This window comes from Psychrobacter sp. 4Dc (assembly GCF_002836715.1).
Classification (GTDB): Bacteria; Pseudomonadota; Gammaproteobacteria; order Pseudomonadales; family Moraxellaceae; genus Psychrobacter.
Map to the genome: position 1 here is coordinate 26464 of NZ_PJAT01000104.1, position 16348 is coordinate 42811.

A 16348-nucleotide genomic window follows, 5' to 3' on the forward strand; every position below is an offset into this window, starting at 1 on the left:
GTGTAGATACAGACGCTGAGCCTAAAATGGTGTGACCGATATGATGAATATAGCTGGTAACGATAGCACTCAGATGCTAGTGCTGACGATCATTTTTGCGCTTGCTTCACTGCTACATGGTATTAGCGGACTTGGCGCAACGCTAGTAACGACCACTGCGCTTGCTAGTATGTACCCATTGCAACACGCCATTGTGTTAGTGATTTTCCCCTCGCTAGTCGTTAATGTGATGACATGGCTAGTAGGCGGTGAACGCACCATTTGGCAAAACTTTATCTACTACGGCAGACGCTATTGGTTGCTTGCGCTTACTAGCCTATTGGGTAGCATTTTAGGTGCGAAACTATTGCTATGGGTTGATAGCGCTTATATTCTCTTATTGTTGGCCGCGGTCATTGCTTTCTACGTTGTGAGTAGTTTACTTGGTAAGCAAATCCGTCTACCAAACACCAAGCCTATGTTAATTGCCGTTGGTTTTGGTGCAGGCGTGATTGGCGGCTCGACCAATGCAATGTCGACCATCCTGATGATGTATTTGTTGTCTGCCAGTGACGATAAAAATACCATCGCCAAAGTCGGTAACATGTGCTATTTCTTAGGAAAGATTGCCCAGATTATCGTGTTGCGTGAGCCTATCATGGCATTGAGCAGTGGTGAGTGGCAGCTGATTACTTTTTTGAGTGTGTTATCTATAGTGACTCTTTTGGTTGGAATCCGTTTGCGTCGCTATTTACCGCAAGCGCGTTTTCGTCAGCTTATTTTATTGATTTTAATCGTGCTTGGAATACGCGTTGGTTGGCAAGGCATTACGGCATTGTTATAACTAGAGCATATAAGCCTTTTACGCGATATGTTATTAGACCAATTCCTCAAAAAATATCTGCTGTGCCAAACGAAAGGTATTGCAGTGCGCTTCGACCACATCTTCGATATCTTCTGAATAGCCGCCACCCATCACGATAGCGACAGGGATATTGGCGGCTTTTGCTTGCTGCAGAACATATTCATCACGCGCCTTGCAACCTGCTTGTGTCAAACCAAGTTTACCGAGCTTATCGGTAGCGAGCACGTCGACAGCAGACTGATAAAAAATCATATCTGGCGCAACCTCAGTGATTAGGCGTGGGAGCGTATCTTCTAATATTTGTAAATACTCAGCATCGCCAGTATCATTATCTAGCTCAATATCTAAGTCTGATACTTGCTTACGAAACGGATAGTTCTTTGCACCGTGCATGCTAAAGACAAAAACGCGTGGCTCATCTGCCATGATACTGGCGTTGCCATTGCCTTGATGAACGTCCAAATCGATAACTAAAATCTTCTTTGCCTGTTCGCGATTTAGCAATAAGTTGCTAGCGATACAGACATCATTAAATACGCAAAAGCCTTCTCCATGACCAGCAAAAGAGTGATGGGTGCCGCCTGCAACATTCATAGCCACGCCATATTGCTGAGCATATAGCGCGCACTCATACGTTGCATGAGCAATATAACGACCGCGTTCTACCAACTGCGGCGTCATCTTAAATCCGATGGCACGAGCAGCCTTGCGCGGCAGTGTTTGAGTTTTAAGCTGATACCAGTATTCTGCAGTATGCGTGGTCAAAATCTCATCTTCGCTCAAGCGAGCAGGGGCAAAGAAGTTATCTTGGCTGATCGTTCCTTCTGCCAGCAAACGCTCAGGAATCATAATGTACTTTTGCATGGGGAAGCGGTGCTTTTCTGGCACGGAGTAGCGAAAGACGTCAGAGTAGGCAATTTTTAGCATAAGATTTCTAGCTTAGTATTGATGGTTTTTTGGATAGAAAAATAAAGGGATAAGTATCAGCTATCGTCGACTATAACTTGACTGAAAAACCAGTTTATCGAATGAACTGAGCTGTTGAACAAACTGAGTTATCGAACGGACTGAACTATTGAACAAACTGAGTCGGCAAAAAGAATGTCCGCGCGTCTGACTGTTGACGTAGCTCTAACAGTAACGTATGCATGTCTTCAGCAGGGTCTTGGTTATTAACCAAGTTGCCAAACAGCTCATTGGCGACCGTGGTCATCGCAACCACACTTTGCAATAAATGCTCAATGATCTCATTGTCGATCCCAACTGCTTCGACATCGATAGCGTTTTTGTAGCGTATTTCGCCATCGTTGACATCCATCTCTAGATTGCCGATTAGCATGTCATAGTTGATTTGGGTAATAAGTAGCATCGCGGCACTTTGATGACTTTCTGGTATCAGAAATGGCAGAATGCCATAAACTGCCAGCAGCTTATTTTTTTCTTGCACCCGAAACAGATAGCCACAGTTTATTTGCTTATGACGCATTCTTAAGGATAAATGATGTGATTTTTGGCTGTCGTTGGTTTTGGGTCGATAGTGCGTGTAGTGCCACTGCTTGTCATTGAAGTATTGTTTTAAGCAGTCGACGATAGGCGTGTCACTTTGGTTTTGAGATTCTGCATTTGCGCTCTCGGTTTTTAAGTTATCGGTTTTAAGTTGAGATGTATTTGCTTGCGCTTGATTGCTATCCTGTTCGCTGCCCTGATTCGTCTCTAACTCATGAGAGATATCAGGAATATCAGCTGATATATTTTTTGTATTATTAACCTCGCTGTCAGCAAGTGATGCAGGCCTTTGCTCGCTTGCAGCATCGACGACTGACTGCGGTGCGGAAGCAGTCAGTAACCGTTTTATTTTTTGCCACAAGCTGAGTTTATTGCGTTGACTCATAATAGTATGTTGACAAGTAAGGGTTATAAGTTAATCGTGACCGTGCGCCAAACCTTCTTTAATAGCAGGCTGTGCATAAAACGCTGCTAGCATCTCACGAATATGGGCCGTTAACCAAGGCGTCTCAAGAGCATCGTACACGATAGGCAGTAGTGTAGTGCTACATTGCTTCATGGCCGCTTCATCAATGTGCAAACTCGCCGCAATGGTCGCCATCGTGTCAGACTGATGATTGGCATACCAAGTGTCGATGCTTGCCGAGACTAAGCTGTGCAGATACGGTGACAGTCGCAGGCGGTTGTAGCTTTGTTGGATACTGGCTTCGATATGGTCAATGCTACTGTTACCGGGCTCGTCGCTTAAATAGGTTTGTAGCTCACTAATGGGTTGGTCTTTGATACGATCCCAACCCATGACCATCAGACGCGCCACTTCTTCGTTTGATAAGTGTTCTTGTGCATTGGCTTCGGCTTTGCGCGTCAAATCTTTGATATTGCGATGCAGGTACGTTTGCAGTTTTTCATCGAGGTTTCTGTTGGTCGCCTTTTCAAAAGAGCTGCGCCCAAGCTTCATCAATTTACCAACACCACCTGCTTTATCGAGGGTGCTTTCCATAAAGTCGTTGATAGCGTGATAGAGTGTTTGGGTCAATAAATCTGCAAAGGTTTCGTTACCGACCAGTGTATGAATCAGTATGTTACGCTGCTGCTCATGGCTACCGATATAGTTGGCAAGGGTTTCAACTTGGGTATCATCGACCAGCTCAGACAAAGGCACGTTGTCATTGACTGGATGATAAATAACAGTGTGCAAAATATCACGGATATCGGTACGCATCACCTCAGTCATCTGCTGATTTAACAGCCAGTCTTTCATCAGCTGCTGTAAATGGTCACAGGTAATATATTTGCTCAAAGGCTGCGCACCAAACCATTGCCAAGCTTCCATCGCTAGTGGCTCAGCTTGCTCGTGCAACCACTGCTGTATAAAGTTAACTTGAGCATCAATCAAGCTATCTACTGTCAAACGGCTGGCTGATGGCTCTTTTGACAAGTTAGTGTCTGCGTTGTCAGTCTCTGTATCAGGCATTTGTGTTTGGCTATCTGGTGAAGTCGGCATAGGTTTTGAAGTCATATTTTAAAGTCGTTTTTTTTTAAGGTCGTACTTTTTGAAGTCAGAGTAATCGACAATTTGTTATACTGTGTGTTTGTAGCGAGCATAGGGTATTATGCCACGAACATTGCCTTTGTTTGTGATGAATATTGATTGCTGCTTGATAAATAACCAGAGGTTTTGATGACGGTTTTGGATACGCCTTTACTTGCACTTGATGAGCTGACGGTTCAGCGCGGTGAGATACCGCTGTGCGAAGGCGTTGCGTTGCAGCTATCTGCTGGTAGTATTTGCCATTTGATTGGGGCAAATGGGACGGGAAAGACCACGTTACTCATGCAGTTAGCTGGATTGTTACCTGTTCTGGCAGGTGAGGTTACTTATCAAGGACAGTCGTGCCTGCCCATCCAGCCTTTATATGTCTCGCACCAGTTGGGCATCCATCCAAATCTGACAGTGGCACAAAACCTGACGTTTCTACTGAACTTATATGGCATCACGCCAAGTATTACCGATATTGATGATGCACTCACATGGGTTGGGCTACAAGGGTTTGAAACGATCAGCTCCAGTCATCTGTCCGCTGGGCAAACGCGGCGCATCACGCTGGCACGATTGTACTTGTTAACTCCTGACGTGACACCGCTCTGGTTACTTGATGAGCCTTTCACGGCGCTGGATGTTGATATGGTGGCACGTATGGAAGAGCGGTTATGCGACTTTGCACAGGCTGGCGGGTCGATACTAATGACCAGCCATCAGGCAGTCGGTGTCGCCAATCAAGTGCTCGATTTGTCAAATTACATGGTATAAGTTTGATTGCTATCAGTACCATCAGTATACGTGCAAGGACAAATAATGACAGACAGTCCAATACAAGTAGGATCAGTAGCAGCCATGAATAAAAGCCCAAATGCTATTGTCGCAGTGCCTCGCAGTATTGGCTTCCTGCAGCTGTGGCGCCGTGAATGGCAAGTCAAGCAGCAAGGAGCGGTACAATGGTTGTATCCGTTAGTACTGTTCTTAGTGATTATTACTTTGTTTCCGCTGGCAGTCGGTAGTGAGCCTGCGCTATTGCATCGTCTGGGTGTATCAGCGGTGTGGATTGCTGCATTGTTGTCACTGGTCATGGGTGTTGATGGTTTATTTAAGCCTGCGCTTGATAATGGTACGCTTGCACAATTGGTCGTCGCCAAAGCGTCACTACCGTTATGGGTGCTGATACGTCTGGTCATTCACTGGATATTTAGTAGTGGTATTGTGGCGGTGCTAAGCTTGCTTGCTGTGCCTTTGTTTCAGCTGAGCTGGTTTGAGGCATGGGTGTTGATGGCATCTATCGTGACAGGCAGTCCGATGCTGTTGATGCTATCAGCGGTCGCTAGTAGCCTGACACTATCACTAAAGAATGGTGCAGTGCTGGTGCCTTTGATTGCGTTGCCTATGCAGTTACCCGTATTGATTTTTGCGACAGGCGCGGTCGACTTATTTGCCTCTGGGCTGAACGGTTTGCCTATTCTAGCCTTATTACTAGCAGGAAGTATTATTTCTGTCTTAGTTATGCCATGGGTGATTGCTACAACTTTAAAAATGTCATGGCTTAATTAAACGATTTGCTTTTTGCAGTCCTAAAGTCCAGTTGTCGAAATTTGATTATTTAAGCCCAGTTATCTAAATCTAGTTATCTAAATCTAGTTATCTAAATCTAGTTATCTAAACCTAGCCATCGAAATTTAGTTATCTGCATCACATGTATTAACATCGTGGTGAAAACTGGCAATTTTGCTATAATAGTCAATTGAATACGTAAACAGCTCTTTGTAGATTCTATCCAGTGTTTAACGCCAGCAGGTGAGTTGATAGTGGTGCCTTTATAGACCGCATCCTTTATCGCCAGTAAGCTGTGTAATAGGTTTCTTCCCATGCCCAACCTGAATAACGTCTCATCCCCTAACTTGTGGCAGCGCATTTGGCAGGGTTTCTTGACCACTGTGGGTACCAAGCAGTTTTTTCGTATCTTTAGCCCTTGGGTCAAGTGGTTAGCGATATTGGCCAGTCTCTGTTTGCTCATTGGTAGCGTATGGGGCCTTGCTTTTGCGCCGCCTGATTATCTTCAGGGCAATAGCTATCGCATTATCTTTATCCATGTTCCAGCGGCCAGTCTTGCCATTTCTATCTATTTTTCCCTTGCAGTTCTAGGGGTAATCTATTTGGTATGGAAGATTAAGACGGCCAGTTTGGTTGCGCAGGCACTTGCCCCGATGGGGTTTTTACTATGCGTTATCAGTTTGCTTACAGGCTCTATCTGGGCAAAGCCAACATGGGGCACTTACTGGGTGTGGGACGCACGCCTTACGTCAATGCTGATATTAGCGTTTCTATATGCGGGCGTGATGGCACTGTTTGCCGCTTTTGAGCATACGGCCAATCGCGGTAAAGCGGCTGCTATTTTATCTATTGTAGGCGCAGTGAACCTGCCTATTATCAAGTACTCAGTAGAGTGGTGGAATACCTTGCATCAAGGCGCGACGTTTAGTTTGACCGCCGCACCGAAGATGTCGGCAGATATGTGGATGCCTTTGTTACTGATGATTATAGGCAGCTATTTACTGGTTGCAACATTAGCGATTTATCGTACCAACACGCTGATTCTATACCGTGATCAAGGCAAAGCGTGGGTCAAAGAATACATTCGTGGTCAATACAAATAACGGCTAGGAAAACACTATGCAGCCTTACTTTTATAGCGTATCTGAGTTTTTTGCCATGGGTAAGCATGGGGTTTTTGTGTGGTCGTGCTGGGCGATAACGATCGGCGTGATGTTGGCATTTATTATCTATAGCCGCAGACAGCGACAGTCACTTATCAAACAGCTGACCATCCAGCAAGCGCGACAAGCACAACGGACGACCAAAACCTCAATGCCTGTAACCAAACAAGCTGAATAAAAATCATCTTAATATCATGGTTTTAGCGTAAGAAACCGTATCCTTACACTGACAAAAATATGACCTTATAGGCAGTGATGAGGCTTATTGATTTGTCTGAAAAATGCTACCATATAGCAATTAGAAGAGTACGATTAGAAAGACATTTTTAGAACGTTTTTCTAATGGTAGTTTCTTCAAAATTTTCTGTTTTGTAGATTGATAATGGTTTATAAAACAGTGACTCATTAATGGGGTAGTGGTATGAATGCAGTTCGTCGGAAAAAACTGACGTGGGTTATGTTTACGCTGGCAGGTGCGGCAGTAGCAGTTATGTTGGTTATCTATGCCATCGGGCAGCAAACTGACTACTACTTTGATGCAACTGCGATTGCCCAAGGTGAAGCGCCTCAAGACAAACGTATTCGTGCTGGTGGTATGGTGGTTGCCGGTAGTGTGCAGCGTGCAGCAGACAATCCATTAGATGTTGAGTTTGCGATTACTGATTTTCAGTCAACCGTGCCAGTGACTTACCAAGGTATTTTGCCAGACCTATTTGCTGAAAATTCAGGCGTCGTGGCTACGGGTAAAATGCAGGGCGATACTTTCGTCGCTGGTGAAGTATTGGCTAAACATGACGAAAACTATATGCCACCAGAAGTTGCCAAATCTATGAAAGAAAATAATCGCAGCGGAGCGATACCTTCTTCTGAACAGTATAATCCTGCTGAAAAGGTTCATGAGACTGAAACGTTACAACAGTAATGATTGTGAGTTTTCATACCATATAAAAAAGCCACCGATTATCGGTGGCTTTTTATTTTGCTGCGTTTAGCTAATCAATTAATCGTACTTATTAACCCTGTTAGTCATCCCATACTGGACTATAGTCAGGATGTTCAATTTTACGACCGTCAGAGCTGGCTAGGTTACCGATTTTTTCTAACTCATCTGCACTTAACTCAACTTTAATGGCATCTAGATTGCCTTGCAAGTGATCAGGGTTAGACGTTTTCGGAATAGCCACACGATGCTTGTCTGATAAGATCCATGCTAGTGAGATTTGTGCTGGCGTTACGTTGTGCTTATCTGCAATCTCTTTAATTACTGCGTTATCAAATACATCACCACGCGCTAATGGCGAGTAGGCTTCTAGTAGAATATGATGATTATTTAAGAAGGTCTGCAATGTGTTTTGTTTAATGAACGGATGAAACTCTACTTGGTTGACGACGATAGGCACATCAGCATATTTCTTGGCTTCAATGATATTAGCAATATTGAAGTTTGAAACACCAATATGACGCGTCAAACCTTGCTTTTGGAGTTCACACAGCGCAGGAATGGTCTCAGATAACGGCACGCGGTCATCAGGCCAGTGCAACAGCAACAGATCGACATAATCTGTACCCAAATCTTCCAAAGAACGCTTGGCTGCTGCGACCAGTTTTTCCGGTTCAAACTTCATATCATCTGGAAAAATCTTGGTAGTCAAAAAGAACTTATCGCGAGCCACACCTGATTGTCTGATGCCTTCGCCAACTTCTTTTTCATTACCATAAGCCTGAGCAGTATCGATATGCTCATACCCCATTTCTAACGCTTTTTTGACCACGTCTACGCAATCTTGTCCAGTTGACTGCCAAGTACCTAGGCCTAGGATTGGGATATTTGCTTGTCCAGCGGTACGAATATTATAGTTTTTAGCGCTCATATTATTATCCTTGTTATGTGTGTCTTATAATTTTCATTAGTTTTAAATGTCATCAATAGTATGGTCTAACGAGTAAATTACTATTGAGCCTGTCCACTATAAGAAAAACCAAAGACAAGTGGAAGCGTGAGTGACGGTTTCCTACAAAGGGCAAACAGGCTGTAACGTGATTGTTTGTGACCATTTGGCTTTTTATGAGAGGTTTGAAGAAATGATGCCCTCAAAATCAAGGCCATAAAAAACGCCCATCACTCTAAGTAATGGGCGTTTCTATTAATCATAACACCTAAAAAACTAGGTACTTTGATTTAAAGTCTTACTGAGCAGCAGCTTCTGGAGCGTCAGCGCTTTCAGTTTTAGCAGCAGTGTCCGTATGTGCGCTATGATCAGTACCCCAGATTTTCGGGTACTTGTAGCCAGGGAACGTTTCATGAGCGTACTTTTTGAAAGCTTCTGAGTTATAAGCGTTGGTCACATCTTCAACCCATTTTTTACCAGTATCAGCAGATTTGATCGCTGACCAGTTTACATAAGCAAAGCTTGGCTCTTGGAACAAGGCTTCGGTCAATTTGATACCAGAGTCGGTAGCATAGTTACCGTTGATAACTGCGAAGTCAACTTCATCACGTGCGCGTGGTAATTGAGCCGCTTCTAGCTCAACGATGTCGATATCGTATTTGCTGTTGTCAGCGATGTCAGCTTTTGATGCAGTCAATGGATCGATATCGTCTTTTAGCTTAATCCAGCCAAGATCGTCCATCATGACCAACGCACGAGCAAAGTTACTTGGATCGTTCGGTGCAGACACACTCATGCCTTTGAATGCTTCATCTAGGCTAGATTTTTTACCTGAGTAGATACCGAGTGGAGCCGTTGGTACTTGGAATACTTCAACCAAATCAAGGTTGTTTTCTTTTTTGAAGGTATCAAGGTAAGGCTTATGTTGGAAGATGTTGATATCCAAATCGCCTTCAGCCAATGCAAGGTTAGGACGGACATAATCAGTAAAAGCAATCAACTCAACTTCATAACCTTGAGCTTCAAGCGTGCTCTTCACTTGGTTACGAACCATATCAGCAAAATCGCCTTCAGTCGTACCGATAACGATTTTGGTATGGTCAGGATCGATATCGCTAGCGGCAGTTTCTGCAGTGGCACCCTCGGTTACTGGCTCTTTAGTCGCTTCTGGCGCTGATGAATTGCTGCAACCAACTAAGACTAGACCTGATACACCAACAGCAGCAAATGCGGTAGCTAACTGACGGCTGATATCTGTTAATTTCATAATATGTCCTTAATAATGAATGGGGTTGAGTAAAACGTTTATCGTCTGAACATTAAAAAAGCAACATTATAAATAGTAATGCTGCTTTTGTTGTAAGAGCTGAGATAAGGGTTGAGTGTTGCCAAAAATAAACCTAGTCGCTCGTAATGTCAAGTATTCTCTAAAGCGGTTTAACGTTTGTCTAAACGATTGGCGAGCCAGTTACCAGAGGCTTGAATCGAGACGACCATGATGGATAGTACAATCACGATAAAAATCATTACCTCGGTTTGATAGCGATAATAGCCATAACGAATGGCCAAATCACCCAAACCGCCGCCACCAATCATACCAGCCGCCGCTGAATAAGAGAGCAAGCTGATACAAAGAATAGTGACTGATAATACTAAACCTGAGCGCGCTTCGTTAAGTAATACTTTAATAATGGTAAAAGGCCTGGCACCCATCGACTCGGTTGCTTCGATAATACCGCGCGGCACTTCACGTAAATTTTGCTCGACCAAACGCGCAAAATAAAACGAACCAGCGATAGCCAGTACTAGTGATGCAGCAATTGGTCCGATACCCGTACCAACGATGGCCTTAGTAAACGGACTCATTGCAATCATCAAAATCACGAAAGGGAAAGCACGCATAAAGTTGGTAATACCGCCAAGCACACCGTACAACGTCTTGTTTTGCAAAAACTGTCGATCACTAGACAAAAACAAGAATACGCCAAACAGTCCACCGATGACGATTGCGACTGTGGTGGAAATACCGAGCATCACAAACGTATCAATAAACGCGCTTGCGATCTCTTTGCGTAACACAAGCAGCTTGTCTATAGAGGCGGATAATTCAGTACCAGTTAACATATCTATTTCTCCTGCCTCATTAGTCCTCGACGACTAGGCCTTTGCCAATCGGGGTGGTTGCTTGAATCAGACCGTCTCGCACATCCGCAACTTCTAATAGTTGTCCTTGATGCAATAATGCTGCGCGATCGCAAAGTCTACGAATAACACTCATCTCATGGGTCACGATGACGATAGTCACGCCAAGCTGCTCATTGATATCGCGCAGACAAGTTAGCAAACTACGGGTCGTTGCAGGGTCAAGCGCACTGGTTGGCTCATCGGCCAACAATACTTTTGGACTAGGGGCAATCGCGCGGGCAATACCCACACGCTGTTTTTGTCCACCTGATAGCTGCGCAGGATAGTGACCAGCACGATCGGTCAAATCAACAATCGCAAGACAATCCATGACGCGTTTATGAATGTCGCGACTTGGATAACCAGAGATTTTTAAGTTAAATGCCACGTTGTCAAAAACCGTTTGATTAGACATCAGATTAAACTGCTGAAAAATCATACCGATATTATGACGGGCAATGCGTAGCTCACTGGCAGACAGCGTGGTTAGGTCAGTACCATCTATCACGACTTGACCCGAATCTGGACGCTCAAGCATGTTAATTAGGCGCAATAAGGTAGATTTACCTGCCCCTGAATAACCCATTAGACCAAAGATTTCGCCTTGTTTGATAGTCAGAGATGTCGGCTCAACAGCGGTAAACCAATGTGGTTTGCCGTCTTTGTCTTTGATTGATCGGTCGCTTAAAAAACTTTTGGTCACATCGTTTAAGACAATCATGTCATTCATGGAGGGCTCAAAATTTAATAAATTTTTTAATGGTTAAGAACGCGTCCTCAGGCCTCTTTCAATATGTAAGAAGCTTGTCAAAACGACAACAGTCAATAACCGTATAATAAGGGGCGGTAATATAGCATATTATCGGGCACTTTGGATATGCACATACGTGTCCGGCTTATGATTAATAGCTATTAAGAATAAGCAGTTAAAATGGCAAATGTGAAGGCGACAGCGTAATAGCTATCTATATAACGATGGGGATTGATTACTCGTGATAGTTGTAATGAGGGTCATGATGAATTGGAATAGTCACTAAAAATCTAGTATGACCATTTAGCGTATCTGTAATAATGCGCCCTTGATGGGCGGTGACGATTTGTGAGACTAAAGATAACCCTAATCCAGAGCCTTTGTTTTTCTGCTGTAAACGTACAAATGGACTGAAGACTTCTTCTCGCTTGCCTTCAGGGATACCAGTGCCTTCGTCGATTACAGCTAGCACGGCATATTTTGGCAGAGGACGTTCAGGTTCAGTTTTGGCTTTCTTCATATGTTTAGCAAATAAGCCCTCTTTACGCACAACTGCGCCTGAGTTCTCATTATTTGAGCTATTAGATTTGGCGTCATCTTTCGTATTGTTTGAACCGTTATTTTTAGTAGCGGCATCAGTAGTAGAACTATCTGATTTTTGAGCACTATTATTAACAAGAGTGCCAGTATTCTCGCTTTCTACGTTGCTTATAGAGCTTATTGACGTTACTTCAGTCACGTTAGCATTGTTAGTATTATCGGCGTCATTAGTAGATTCAGTAGAATCTGGAACAGCCTTCCAAATAACCTTCTTAATTCTGTCGGTCAACTCACTGGTAAAGCTGTAATAGTCAGCAAGTAGTGATGATTCGCCAGTAGTAGTTTGGGGTTTGCTAACACTGTCTATTAAGCTTTCATCTGAAAGGTCATTATCAATACTGGTGTCATCATCGCTATCGTTGTTCTCATTGCTGGCAGCTATATCTTCACCGTTTTTGTAGATAGTCGGCGTCGGTAGCTCTGCTATCGAGTCAGTCGTTTCTGATTTATTTTTATCAACTGAACTAGTAGCTTCATGTTTAGCAGTTTTGTGTTCAATTACTTTGGCATCAGCGTTTTCTTCATAATCGTCAAAGTCTAAACTGTTGTAATCGACAAAACTGCTGCATAGCACTGTTTGTAATAGATAGTCAGGCACAGTTCCAGCTTCTTCTATGCTCTGAACACCATATAGCAATACCGTAACAGGTGGCTTGCCATGTAGCATAGCGTTGGTAAGTAAGTTACGAATCAAATGAGTCAACATTGATGATTGACCATCTATCACGATGTGCTCACCAATCAGCGTGGCTTCAGGATAGTGCTGACGTTCTTGATTTACCAAATCGTATAAATCTAAGTTTTCAACTTGCTGTAAGGCATGTCCCGCATCCAAACGGCTAACCAATAATATGCTTTCTACTAAGTCATTAAGACCTGACAAGTCTCTGTTGATAGCCTGTGCCCGTTTATCAAATTTTGCTTTGGTATCAGTTGGTAGCGCACCAGCCAACATATCCATCATTTCAATCTGTAGGCGAATACGCGTAATCGGTGTACGCAGCTCATGGGAGGCATGTGCCAGTAGCAAGTTATTGGCATCAATTAAGTGTTCAATTTTTTGTGCTGCTTGGTTGAATCCGCGTGCTAATGCAGCGATTTCATCATTACCACGTGCGTTCACTCGTACCGTAAAATCACCATCACCCAATTGAGTCATTTGTTGGCTTAACTGGTCAATACGCCATGTCATCGTCCGTGCAATCAACCATAGTACACCTGCCATAATGAGCAAGAGTAGTAGCGTACCAGTGAATAAGTTCAAGGCTGCAGAAAGGACAGGTTTTTTAGGCGTTAGACGTGATTCATACAGTAAGGTATAACCCGTACTGCTATACACTTGGGCTTGCTTGGTAGGTGATGTATCTGCAAGTGATGGAAAAACACGTGAGAATAAAGACGGAGTAGGGGGGAGTTCTAACGGCAAATCACTGTTGTCGCTTTGCATGAGCAAATGACCTTCATTGTCATATAGCCCCATTTTTGCTTGCAGTGATTCATCAAAAATATCAAAGCTTTTCTTGACCACCGCTAGCATAAAGCGCGCTTGTAAGCGGTTGTCTTTGCTGATGGAAATATTTAATTCGTGCAAGAATGGATCGATTTGACCCAAAATCTGTGTGGCTAATATCTCTGAGCGAATACCCGCATCTTTATCATGAACAAGTTGGGTCAACAGCACCATTGCTACAGCAAATAACGTAAGTGCCAGCATAACGCTGGCAAATAGTTTGGCAAATACGGAACGAAAACCCAATTGCTGCATTAAACGATCTCTATTATTAAACGCTTGTACCGACTCATGGTATAGAGTTTACACCATGAGTCAGCTAATTAGGCATCCTTTATGGTCATACCTGATCAGTAGCAAATTGATAGCCGACGCCGCGTACAGTAATAATACGCTTTGGCTGGCGTGGATTGTCTTCAATCAAAGCACGTAGACGCGAAATATGTACGTCAATTGCACGGTCAATGTTGTCTGAGCTGTCATCGTTTGGCATCGCTTGCCAGAGTTGCTCACGATTCAACACCTTGCCAGAATGAGTGGCAAAGTAATGTAACAACTGAAACTGATGCGTGGTTAGACGTACCGGTTGGTCATCGATAGTGACTTCATGACTATCAGGGAACACACTCAAACGGCCAAAGGTTAAGCTGTCTGATTGGCTATCGGCTTGATTTGGTTGCTCATGACGACGAATAACCGCACGGATACGAGCTAAAAGCTCACGTGGCTCAAAAGGCTTGGCGATATAATCGTCAGCACCCATCTCTAGCCCCAACACGCGATCAGTTGTATCGCCTTTTGCGGTTAGCATAATAATAGGCACTTTATTGGTCATGTTGTTCTTGTTGCCACGAATCTTTTGACACACTTGCATACCGTCCATATCAGGTAGCATAAGATCCAATACAACCAAGTCAATATCGCGCTCTTTGGTGTCTAATAAGTCGAGACCTTCTTGACCAAGACCAGCATGATGCACATCATAGTAGTTCATGGTCAAATAATCGCTGATCAGCTCAGCCAAATCTGGATCGTCTTCAATCAATAAAATCTGCTTACTCATGGAGTGTCCTCTAATTGTTATTGTGATTTATAAAAATATAACGTTTTCGGTAATGATGAGCTGTTGGAAATAATAAACAGTTAAACCTCAGCCTCTATGTTTTCAAATATAAAGAATAGCGCATAATTAAATATGAGTCGTATTTCAATACTCGGATAATGCTATATAGTAGGGTCATATTGCCTAATTATGCTGTTACAAAACAAGAGAAGCTTTGTTAATGTTTCTGCGTAATGTAACTGTCAGCATAAGCTATTATGACACAATAACTTTTTTACCTTTAGAATCAACAGGTAAGTCGGCCAAACAAATCAAGCTATCATTGCTAACACCAGCTATTAAATACTGCTGCGTAGTAGGGTCGTATTCAACTACCTCAATAGGTTGGCGCGTTAAACGCTGATCTTGTCCGATTATCCAAACATTTGCAGTCAATGGTTGTAGCGGCATATAAGGAGGAGTTTGCAACTCTGTCAGATCAACATCATGTAGCGCGCGCTTAGGTACGATAGTACCGACATCTATTTGACCATAATTGACGCGGCCTGTGACTTTCATATTTGGTAATAACTTATCACGACTTACTTCGTTATCAATGACATTAACATAGACCAAGAGCTTTTTGGGCTGACTGGTCGATACCAGTTTGCTGACCTGGCCCGTAAACTTGTCTGAGATACCTTCGGCGGTAAAGTTGACTGTTTGACCAACTGAGAGCTGTGGTTTTGCTTGTATAGGCAGGGTAGCCATAAAGTGCAGCTTGGTCTCGTCACTGATCTGTAGTAGAGGTTTGCGCGCCGCTAGCTGTTGTCCTGCATCAGCAGATAAGTTTTCTATCCGACCCGAAAAGCTGGCATGAATGGTAATCGAATTATACTGTACATCTTGTTTAGCCGTATTAATGTCTGCATCCTGACTAATAGAGGTGTTGCTATCAGTATCTATCGAAGATATTGCTTCTAACGTTTTGTCACTATCAGTTTTTCTTACAACAGCAATGTCTGTGTCTGGCGCAGCTTGTGCGGAATTAGCATCAGAGTTTTGCGTATCTTCTGGATTTGTTTTATTAACATCGTTCGATTCTGAATTAACTTGCTCAGGCTTTTTTAGATCTTCAGCTTTGCTAGCCGTGCCCGTACGTCTAAAGACAAGCAATGGCGTGCCTTTTTCTACCCATTGACCTTCACTGACCAGTGTTTTTTCTATACGAATCGGATGTACCGCAACAAATGTGGTCTGCTTGATAGGTTCGATATTACCTTGTAATCCGAGACTCGGCTGATATCTTGAAGGTTTGATACTCAAGATATGTTCTGGCGTCATTGTGACACTATCACTTGTGATGATAAGTGGCGTGTCAGCGGTCTCTGCTTCAGTGTCAGTAACAGTCGATTCATTTACAGGTGACGGCTGACAAGCTGCGATAAATAGTACGCTGAATAAATAGAGGATTTTTCTTAAACGTCTAGAAGCTGTCATAGCAGTCACCATTGTAATCGTCATATTATTATATAGTGAATTGTAACGCGGTGGAACGACTGTAAGATATTTACTAAACTTAAGAAAGCTGATAATTCAAGTATTAAGGAAAGTTGAAGTTACACCTTTAATAAATAAGAACAGCTATTTGTGATACTAATGAGTTCGAACATAATTTTACTAATTACTGGAAAAGCAATAATAACTGTGCTAAAACAAACACTATAAAATGCATTGATACATTTTTATTACAAAT

At 43.1% G+C, this 16348-nt stretch carries 16 protein-coding genes; 6 read left to right on the top strand and 10 right to left on the bottom strand.

Annotation, left to right across the window (positions count from 1 at the left end; translation table 11 throughout):
* The first annotated feature begins 40 nt into the window (after window positions 1–40).
* Window positions 41–823 (top strand): sulfite exporter TauE/SafE family protein, encoded by a 783-nt coding sequence (locus CXF61_RS09075; protein ID WP_101206033.1) that lies wholly within the window; start codon window positions 41–43, stop codon window positions 821–823.
* 33 nt (window positions 824–856) lie between these two features.
* Here CXF61_RS09075 and CXF61_RS09080 read toward each other — a convergent pair whose 3' ends face one another.
* The 3 genes from CXF61_RS09080 to CXF61_RS09090 all read right to left on the bottom strand — a co-directional run bounded on the left by CXF61_RS09080 (window position 857) and on the right by CXF61_RS09090 (window position 3869).
* Window positions 857–1771 carry a histone deacetylase family protein gene (locus CXF61_RS09080; protein WP_165597974.1) on the bottom strand — a complete coding sequence of 305 codons (915 nt, stop codon included), beginning with the start codon at window positions 1769–1771 and terminating at the stop codon, window positions 857–859.
* A 145-nt stretch (window positions 1772–1916) separates the two neighbouring features.
* On the bottom strand, window positions 1917–2735 hold the full coding sequence (locus tag CXF61_RS09085; protein ID WP_165597975.1) for a type III secretion system chaperone family protein: 819 nt from the start codon (window positions 2733–2735) through the stop codon (window positions 1917–1919).
* A 30-nt stretch (window positions 2736–2765) separates the two neighbouring features.
* On the bottom strand, window positions 2766–3869 hold the full coding sequence (locus tag CXF61_RS09090) for a hypothetical protein (protein WP_227526648.1): 1104 nt from the start codon (window positions 3867–3869) through the stop codon (window positions 2766–2768).
* 162 nt (window positions 3870–4031) lie between these two features.
* Here CXF61_RS09090 and ccmA point away from each other — a divergent pair, with 162 nt between their 5' ends.
* From ccmA to ccmE, 5 genes are all read left to right on the top strand, one after another.
* Entirely contained in the window at window positions 4032–4661 is a 630-nt protein-coding gene (ccmA, locus tag CXF61_RS09095; RefSeq protein ID WP_165597976.1) for a heme ABC exporter ATP-binding protein CcmA, read from the top strand.
* Window positions 4662–4745: 84 nt separating this feature from the next.
* Window positions 4746–5453: a heme exporter protein CcmB gene (locus tag CXF61_RS09100; protein ID WP_165597985.1), complete on the top strand. Its 708-nt coding sequence runs from the start codon at window positions 4746–4748 to the stop codon at window positions 5451–5453.
* Window positions 5454–5767: 314 nt separating this feature from the next.
* Window positions 5768–6556, top strand: coding sequence for a heme ABC transporter permease CcmC (ccmC, locus tag CXF61_RS09105; protein WP_165597977.1), 789 nt, complete (start codon window positions 5768–5770; stop codon window positions 6554–6556).
* A 16-nt stretch (window positions 6557–6572) separates the two neighbouring features.
* Window positions 6573–6794 carry a heme exporter protein CcmD gene (gene ccmD, locus CXF61_RS09110; protein ID WP_165597978.1) on the top strand — a complete coding sequence of 74 codons (222 nt, stop codon included), beginning with the start codon at window positions 6573–6575 and terminating at the stop codon, window positions 6792–6794.
* 243 nt (window positions 6795–7037) lie between these two features.
* On the top strand, window positions 7038–7538 hold the full coding sequence (gene ccmE / locus CXF61_RS09115) for a cytochrome c maturation protein CcmE (protein WP_165597979.1): 501 nt from the start codon (window positions 7038–7040) through the stop codon (window positions 7536–7538).
* Between the two features lie 100 nt (window positions 7539–7638).
* Here ccmE and CXF61_RS09120 read toward each other — a convergent pair whose 3' ends face one another.
* The 7 genes from CXF61_RS09120 to CXF61_RS09150 form a co-directional block, all read right to left on the bottom strand.
* Complete coding sequence (locus tag CXF61_RS09120) at window positions 7639–8487, bottom strand: aldo/keto reductase (protein ID WP_165597980.1); 849 nt, start codon at window positions 8485–8487, stop codon at window positions 7639–7641.
* Between the two features lie 316 nt (window positions 8488–8803).
* Complete coding sequence (locus tag CXF61_RS09125; RefSeq protein WP_165597981.1) at window positions 8804–9772, bottom strand: MetQ/NlpA family ABC transporter substrate-binding protein; 969 nt, start codon at window positions 9770–9772, stop codon at window positions 8804–8806.
* Between the two features lie 170 nt (window positions 9773–9942).
* Window positions 9943–10599: a methionine ABC transporter permease gene (locus tag CXF61_RS09130; RefSeq protein WP_371547603.1), complete on the bottom strand. Its 657-nt coding sequence runs from the start codon at window positions 10597–10599 to the stop codon at window positions 9943–9945.
* A gap of 49 nt (window positions 10600–10648) precedes the next feature.
* On the bottom strand, window positions 10649–11419 hold the full coding sequence (locus CXF61_RS09135) for a methionine ABC transporter ATP-binding protein (protein WP_057761581.1): 771 nt from the start codon (window positions 11417–11419) through the stop codon (window positions 10649–10651).
* Window positions 11420–11675: 256 nt separating this feature from the next.
* Window positions 11676–13805: a sensor histidine kinase gene (locus CXF61_RS09140; RefSeq protein ID WP_165597982.1), complete on the bottom strand. Its 2130-nt coding sequence runs from the start codon at window positions 13803–13805 to the stop codon at window positions 11676–11678.
* A gap of 85 nt (window positions 13806–13890) precedes the next feature.
* Window positions 13891–14613, bottom strand: coding sequence for a response regulator transcription factor (locus CXF61_RS09145; RefSeq protein WP_057761578.1), 723 nt, complete (start codon window positions 14611–14613; stop codon window positions 13891–13893).
* Window positions 14614–14868: 255 nt separating this feature from the next.
* The gene (locus CXF61_RS09150; RefSeq protein WP_165597983.1) at window positions 14869–16092 is read right to left on the bottom strand and encodes an efflux RND transporter periplasmic adaptor subunit; all 1224 of its coding nucleotides are present in this window, start codon (window positions 16090–16092) and stop codon (window positions 14869–14871) included.
* Between the last annotated feature and the right edge of the window lie 256 nt (window positions 16093–16348).

Bases quoted from the DNA above. Each gene is read 5' to 3' on its own strand.
- CXF61_RS09075 (WP_101206033.1), top strand. From the start codon at position 41: ATGATGAATATAGCTGGTAACGATAGCACTCAGATGCTAGTGCTGACG.
- CXF61_RS09080 (WP_165597974.1), bottom strand. From the start codon at position 1,771: ATGCTAAAAATTGCCTACTCTGACGTCTTTCGCTACTCCGTGCCAGAA.
- CXF61_RS09085 (WP_165597975.1), bottom strand. From the start codon at position 2,735: ATGAGTCAACGCAATAAACTCAGCTTGTGGCAAAAAATAAAACGGTTA.
- CXF61_RS09090 (WP_227526648.1), bottom strand. From the start codon at position 3,869: ATGACTTCAAAACCTATGCCGACTTCACCAGATAGCCAAACACAAATG.
- ccmA (WP_165597976.1), top strand. From the start codon at position 4,032: ATGACGGTTTTGGATACGCCTTTACTTGCACTTGATGAGCTGACGGTT.
- CXF61_RS09100 (WP_165597985.1), top strand. From the start codon at position 4,746: ATGAATAAAAGCCCAAATGCTATTGTCGCAGTGCCTCGCAGTATTGGC.
- ccmC (WP_165597977.1), top strand. From the start codon at position 5,768: ATGCCCAACCTGAATAACGTCTCATCCCCTAACTTGTGGCAGCGCATT.
- ccmD (WP_165597978.1), top strand. From the start codon at position 6,573: ATGCAGCCTTACTTTTATAGCGTATCTGAGTTTTTTGCCATGGGTAAG.
- ccmE (WP_165597979.1), top strand. From the start codon at position 7,038: ATGAATGCAGTTCGTCGGAAAAAACTGACGTGGGTTATGTTTACGCTG.
- CXF61_RS09120 (WP_165597980.1), bottom strand. From the start codon at position 8,487: ATGAGCGCTAAAAACTATAATATTCGTACCGCTGGACAAGCAAATATC.
- CXF61_RS09125 (WP_165597981.1), bottom strand. From the start codon at position 9,772: ATGAAATTAACAGATATCAGCCGTCAGTTAGCTACCGCATTTGCTGCT.
- CXF61_RS09135 (WP_057761581.1), bottom strand. From the start codon at position 11,419: ATGAATGACATGATTGTCTTAAACGATGTGACCAAAAGTTTTTTAAGC.
- CXF61_RS09140 (WP_165597982.1), bottom strand. From the start codon at position 13,805: ATGCAGCAATTGGGTTTTCGTTCCGTATTTGCCAAACTATTTGCCAGC.
- CXF61_RS09145 (WP_057761578.1), bottom strand. From the start codon at position 14,613: ATGAGTAAGCAGATTTTATTGATTGAAGACGATCCAGATTTGGCTGAG.
- CXF61_RS09150 (WP_165597983.1), bottom strand. From the start codon at position 16,092: ATGACAGCTTCTAGACGTTTAAGAAAAATCCTCTATTTATTCAGCGTA.